6 protein-coding genes are annotated in these 5,494 nt (G+C 68.5%); 2 read left to right on the top strand and 4 right to left on the bottom strand.

The window, feature by feature from the left end; genetic code table 11:
* Positions 1-86: 86 nt before the first annotated feature.
* Positions 87-1,505: an MFS transporter gene (locus ACPEH1_RS16840; protein ID WP_017356614.1), complete on the bottom strand. Its 1,419-nt coding sequence runs from the start codon at positions 1,503-1,505 to the stop codon at positions 87-89.
* Between the two features lie 107 nt (positions 1,506-1,612).
* Between ACPEH1_RS16840 and ACPEH1_RS16845 the strand changes: the two genes are divergently transcribed.
* Positions 1,613-2,497 (top strand): LysR family transcriptional regulator, encoded by an 885-nt coding sequence (locus ACPEH1_RS16845; protein WP_017356613.1) that lies wholly within the window; start codon positions 1,613-1,615, stop codon positions 2,495-2,497.
* A gap of 57 nt (positions 2,498-2,554) precedes the next feature.
* Here the strand turns inward: ACPEH1_RS16845 and pip are convergent, their stop codons facing one another.
* From pip to prmC, 3 genes are read right to left on the bottom strand one after another with little or no spacing between them, the layout of a single operon-like run.
* Entirely contained in the window at positions 2,555-3,499 is a 945-nt protein-coding gene (gene pip / locus ACPEH1_RS16850; RefSeq protein ID WP_017356612.1) for a prolyl aminopeptidase, read from the bottom strand.
* A 41-nt stretch (positions 3,500-3,540) separates the two neighbouring features.
* Positions 3,541-3,879, bottom strand: coding sequence for a DUF5713 family protein (locus ACPEH1_RS16855; RefSeq protein ID WP_026070854.1), 339 nt, complete (start codon positions 3,877-3,879; stop codon positions 3,541-3,543).
* A 55-nt stretch (positions 3,880-3,934) separates the two neighbouring features.
* Positions 3,935-4,789: a peptide chain release factor N(5)-glutamine methyltransferase gene (gene prmC / locus ACPEH1_RS16860; RefSeq protein WP_423716088.1), complete on the bottom strand. Its 855-nt coding sequence runs from the start codon at positions 4,787-4,789 to the stop codon at positions 3,935-3,937.
* A 352-nt stretch (positions 4,790-5,141) separates the two neighbouring features.
* Between prmC and ACPEH1_RS16865 the strand changes: the two genes are divergently transcribed.
* The coding region (locus tag ACPEH1_RS16865) for a redoxin domain-containing protein (protein WP_423716089.1) at positions 5,142-5,494 on the top strand (353 nt) is incomplete at its 3' end.

Genomic DNA, 5,494 nt, shown 5'->3' on the forward strand with positions numbered 1-5,494 from the left:
TGCCCGGCTGCTCTCCGTTCCGGCGTCGGCAACCCCGCGCTTCGCGCGCCAGCCGACCAACGGTCGGCGCTACCCGGAAGCTGCGGCTACGCGGTAGCGCGTTGATCGGCCGGGTCTTCCTGCGGCCGCAGCCACAGCGCCACCGCGACGCCCAGCAGCGCAAAGGCGGCCGCGCCGTATTGCGCGTTCACCAGCCCCTGCAGTGCGTCCGGGCCGGTGCCCGCCGCCGATGCGCTGCGTCCGGCATTGGCCAGCATCACCAGCAGCGCCAGGCCCAGCGCGCCACCGATCTGCTGGGCAGTGGCCGCCATGCCGGAGGCCACGCCCTGCTGCGCAGCCGGCACGCCCTGCCCGGCCACAATCCACATCGCCGTCCAGGTCATGCCCTGCCCGAGGCTCAACACCACGATGCCCGGCAGCAGCGGCCAGTATGTCGCCCCATAGGGCAGCGCGACCGCCACGGCCGCGATACCGATCGCGCCGGCCGCCATGCCCCGTGCCAGCACCTGGCGGGGCGAGCGACGGGCGAGCATGCGTTCGGTGATGCGGATGCCGACGGTGCACACCAGCGTCGGCGGCAGGAATGCCAGCCCCGCCTGCAGCGCGCTCCAGCCATATCCATCCTGGTAGTACAGCGCCAGGAAGTAGTACTGCACGCCGAAGCTGCTCATGAACACGAACGTCAGCAGCATCGCGGCCCGCAGGCTGCGCAGACGCAGCAGGGCGAACTGCATCAACGGATCGCGGCTGCGCTGCTCGATCTGCACGAAGGCGACCAGCAGCACCACCGACAGCGCCAGGCAGCCCAGCGTGCGCGGCGCCAGCCAGCCCCACTCCGGCCCCTGCACCAGGGTGGTCACCAGCAGGCTGCCGCCCAGGGTGACGGTGAGGCAGCCGGCCAGGTCGAACGAGCGCCCGGCCTGCGGCGCGGAGTCGCGCGGCAGCCACCACCCGCCCAGCAGCGCACAGGCGCTGGCGAACGGCACGATCACCAGCAGCACCGAGGCCCAGCCGAAGCTCTGGGTGAGCACTCCGCCGAGCAGCGTGCCCAACGCCAGGCCACCGGCGCTGGCCATCGACCAGATCGCCAGCGCACGGTTGCGTGGCGCGCCCTCGGCGTACAGCGTGTTGATCAGCGACAACGTGGCCGGGAACAGCAACGCCGCGCCGATGCCCTGCACCGCCCGGGCCGCGATCAGCAGCCACGCACTGGTGCTGAAACCACCGACCAGCGAGGCCAGCGCGAACAGCGCCATGCCGAGCCGATAGACCCGGCGGCGCCCGAGCAGATCGGCCGCGCGGCCGCCAAGCAGCAGGCAGCCGCCGAAGGCCACGGTGTAACCGCTCACGATCCATTGCAGCTGCTGCGCATTGATCCGCAGCTGCACCCCCATCTCGTGCAGGGCCACAAAGATGATGGTCGCGTCGAGCGCGATGATCAGCTGGGCCATTGCCAGCAGGGTCAGTGCCAGGCGCGGCGGGAAGGAACGGGGAGCGTCGGTCATGCCAGTCGGTACGGGGGAAAGGCGGGCAGTCTCATTGATGACGCAAGACAAATAAACCCGGATACTTCGATTTCTGTCATGCATTTTCGCATTAATCGAGGGCGGACATGGATCTCAATGCGGTGCGCATGCTGGTACAGGTCGCCGAGGCGCGCAGTTTCACCCTCGCCGCCGGCCAGCTCGGGGTCAGCCAGTCGGGGCTGTCGCGCGCGATCAGTCGGCTGGAAGGCACGCTCGGTGTGCGCCTGCTCCACCGCAACACACGCAACGTCAGCCTGACCCCCGACGGGCAGCAGTTCGTGGCGCACTGCGCGCCCCTGCTGAGTGGCCTGGAGGATGCCGAGCGGCGCCTCGGCGACCGCCCGTGCACGCCGTCGGGCGTACTCAAAGTCACCGCCCCCTCGATGTTCGGTCGCAAAGTGCTGGTGCCGCTGGCCGGCCAGTTGATGGGTGCGCATCCGCACCTGCAGTTCGACCTGGTGCTCAACGACCGCCTGGTCGACCTGGTCGAGGAAGGCTTCGATGCCGCCCTGCGCACCGGCCCGATCAGCGACGTGCGCATGGTGGCGCGGCCGTTGCGGCCGTTGCACTGGGTGACGGTGGCCTCGCCGGCTTACCTGGCCCGGTGCGGTGCGCCGGCCACGGTGGACGATCTGCACGGGCATGCCTGCCTGGCGGTGCGCAACCTGCGCAGCGGGCGGCTGGTGGACTGGCAGTTCCGCGACGGCGACGGGCTGCGTGACGTCACCCCCCCGGCGCGGATGGTGTTCGACAGTGGTGATCCGCTGGTCGAAGGCGCACTGGCCGGCGTCGGGATCGTGCAGGTGATGGACTTCGCGGTGGCCGATGCCCTGGCTGACGGCCGCCTGCAGCGCGTGCTGCAGCCTTTCGAGGGCCGCAGCCGCGCGTTGTCACTGGTGTACCCGCCGTCGCGGCAGGCCTCACCGAAGCTGAAGGTGCTGGCCGAGGCGCTGCTGGCCGGCCACTGGTAGCAGCAGCGCGTGCCGCCCCATCGATGAGGCGCATGCCCCACCGGTGGGACCGGCCGATCAGCCGGCGAAACGGTCGGTGGCGCGCACCAGCGCGTCCACATTCTCCGCTTCGAACGCCGAGTGGCCCGAGGCCGGGCTGATTTCCAGCGTCGATGCCGGCCACGCCTTGTGCAGCTCCCAGGCATTCTGCAGCGGGCACACGACGTCATAGCGCCCGTGCACGATCACGCCGGGAATATCGGCGATGCGGTGCGCGTCGCGCAGCAGTTGCTCTTCCACCTCGAAGAAGCCGCCGTTGACGAAGTAATGGTTCTCGATGCGGGCGAACGCCAGCGCGAACTGCGGGTCTTCATGGCTGTTCACGAAGTCGTCGTCCACGTGCAGGAAGCTGGTTGCCCCTTCCCACACGCTCCACGCCTTGGCGGCGGCCAGGCGGGTGGCTTCGTCGTCACTGGTCAGGCGGCGGTGGAAGGCCGAGATCAGGTCGTGGCGCTCCACGGCCGGAATCGGCTTGAGGTAGTGCTCCCACGCGTCCGGGAACAGGCGGTTGGCACCTTCCTGGTAGAACCACTCCAGCTCCCAGCGGCGCAGCATGAAGATGCCGCGCAGCACCAGTTCGGTCACGCGCTGCGGGTGGGTCTGGGCGTAGGCCAATGCCAGGGTGGAGCCCCAACTGCCGCCGAACACCTGCCAGCGATCCACCTTGAGGTGCTCGCGCAACGTCTCGATATCGGCCACCAGGTCCCAGGTGGTGTTGTCCACCAGGTCGGCGTGCGGCGTGGAACGGCCGGCACCGCGCTGGTCGAACAGGATGATGCGGTACTTGGCCGGGTCGTGGAACTGGCGCATTTTCTCGCTGCAGCCACCGCCCGGGCCACCATGCAGCATCACCACCGGCTTGCCGTCGGGGTTGCCGCACTGCTCGAAGTACAGCGTGTGGCGATCATCGACCTTCAGGCTGCCGACGTCGTAGGGGGTAATGGCGGGGTACAGCGTACGCATGACGGAACTCCGTTGTTGGGGACAGGCGCGCACGGGCGGGTTCACCACTCGCGCGGGCTGATCAGGTCTTCGACATCCACATCGAACCCGTAGCTGCGCGCGATGAAATCGACATCGCTGCCGATGTTGTCGCGTGCCACGGATTCCAGTTCGCTGCCCTGCGCCTCGAATGCTTCGCCGAGCACGTTGAATTCAAGCGTGGCGGCGTGGGTCAGCGCGCACAGCGCCGCCGCATCGACGGGCGGCTCGCGCTCGATGCGCTCGCACAGGCGCAGCAGGATCTGCCGGCCCTGTTCAACCAGGGGCGCGGGAAAATAGCTGTCCTGGCGCATGTCGTGCAGGAACGGGTGGGCCAGAACCTTGGCATTGCGAAGCAGCATGGCGCGTCCTTTCGGGTGGAACGCCATTCTACCCACGGCATTGTTGCCGCCGGGTTCAAACCCCGCCGGGCAGACAGCCGCAGGTCACGCGCTCGCGCTGTTCGAGATCGCGGACGGTGGACACGTGATCGAAGCCAGCCTGTTCGAACAGCGCGCGGATCGCGTCGCCCTGATCCCAGCCATGTTCGATGAGCAGCCAGCCGCCGGGCAGCAGGTGCGCGCCGGCGCCGGCGACGATCACGCGGATGTCGTCCAGACCATCGGCCCCGGATGCCAGCGCGCTGGCCGGTTCATGGCGCAGATCGCCCTGCAGCAGGTGCGGGTCGCCGCTGGCGATGTACGGCGGGTTGCTGGCGATCAGCGCAAAGCGCTGACCGGCCAACGGTGCATACCAGGACCCTGCGACGAACACCACGTTGTGCACGCCGTTCGCTGCCGTGTTGCGGCGCGCCATCTGAAGGGCCTCGGCGCTGGCGTCGGTGGCGGTGATGCGGGCGTGCGGCCGTTCGCTGGCCAGCGCCAGGGCGATTGCGCCGCTGCCGGTACCGAGGTCGGCCACCTCCAGGGCGGTCTCCCGCGGCAGCCGATCCAACGCCAGCTCGACCAGCAGCTCGGTTTCGGGGCGCGGAATCAGCGTGGCCGGGCTGACCGCCAGATCCAGCGTCCAGAAACCGCGTCGGCCAAGCAGGTAGGCAACCGGCTCGCCGGCCTGGCGGCGGGCCAGCAGGGCCTGGAAGGTCGCTACGGCGTCGGCGTCGAGCAGATCGGTGGCATGCGCGAACAGCCAGCCGCGCTCCCGCCCTAGCACATGCAGCAGCAGCAGTTCGGCCTCGTGCCGCCCCTCCACGCCGGGCAGGGTGGCGGCGGCTTCGGCCAGCAGCTGTCGAACGTCGCGCGGGGCGGCAGTCATGGCGGGGATCGTGCAGGAACGGGCGCGCAGTGTAGTGCACCGTCACCGCGCGCCTGCAGCCGGTGGCGACGCCGCCTCCCCGTGCGCCACAGGCGGGCTGACCGAGCGGTTCGTTCAGGTTTCACCTTGGGCGGATACACGCGGGCTATGGCACCGATCAGCCGCGGCGGCGGCGATGTCATTGCGCTGCAATGCATTCGGGCGATATCGACCCGAGGGTTCATCTCTGGATCAGCTCATTTCGATAGACTATGTCTATCGTATAGATGCAATCAATGGATTGTCCTTATGGGAACGGAGCCGCTAACCTGTGTTGGTCGCTTCACCCACCCCTTCACCAAGAGGAACAACGATGTCGCTCATCAACACCCAGATCCAGCCGTTCGAAGCCAACGCCTACCAGAACGGCGAGTTCATCAAGGTCTCCGACAGCACCCTGAAGGGCCAGTGGTCCGTGCTGATCTTCATGCCGGCCGCGTTCACCTTCAACTGCCCGACCGAAATCGAAGACGCCGCCGACCATTACGCCGAGTTCCAGAAGGCCGGTGCCGAGGTGTACATCGTCACCACCGACACCCATTTCTCGCACAAGGTGTGGCACGAAACCTCGCCGGCCGTCGGCAAGGCCCAGTTCCCGCTGGTGGGTGACCCGACCCACGCCCTGACCAACGCCTTCGGCGTGCACATCCCGGAAGAAGGCCTGGC

The sequence above is a fragment of the Stenotrophomonas sp. NPDC077421 genome (assembly GCF_049545505.1).
Classification (GTDB): Bacteria; Pseudomonadota; Gammaproteobacteria; order Xanthomonadales; family Xanthomonadaceae; genus Stenotrophomonas; species Stenotrophomonas nematodicola.

Excerpts from the sequence above, each read along its gene's own strand:
- pip (WP_017356612.1), bottom strand. The coding sequence starts at position 3,499 with ATGCGTACGCTGTACCCCGCCATTACCCCCTACGACGTCGGCAGCCTG.
- ACPEH1_RS16840 (WP_017356614.1), bottom strand. The coding sequence starts at position 1,505 with ATGACCGACGCTCCCCGTTCCTTCCCGCCGCGCCTGGCACTGACCCTG.
- ACPEH1_RS16845 (WP_017356613.1), top strand. The coding sequence starts at position 1,613 with ATGGATCTCAATGCGGTGCGCATGCTGGTACAGGTCGCCGAGGCGCGC.
- ACPEH1_RS16855 (WP_026070854.1), bottom strand. The coding sequence starts at position 3,879 with ATGCTGCTTCGCAATGCCAAGGTTCTGGCCCACCCGTTCCTGCACGAC.
- prmC (WP_423716088.1), bottom strand. The coding sequence starts at position 4,789 with ATGACTGCCGCCCCGCGCGACGTTCGACAGCTGCTGGCCGAAGCCGCC.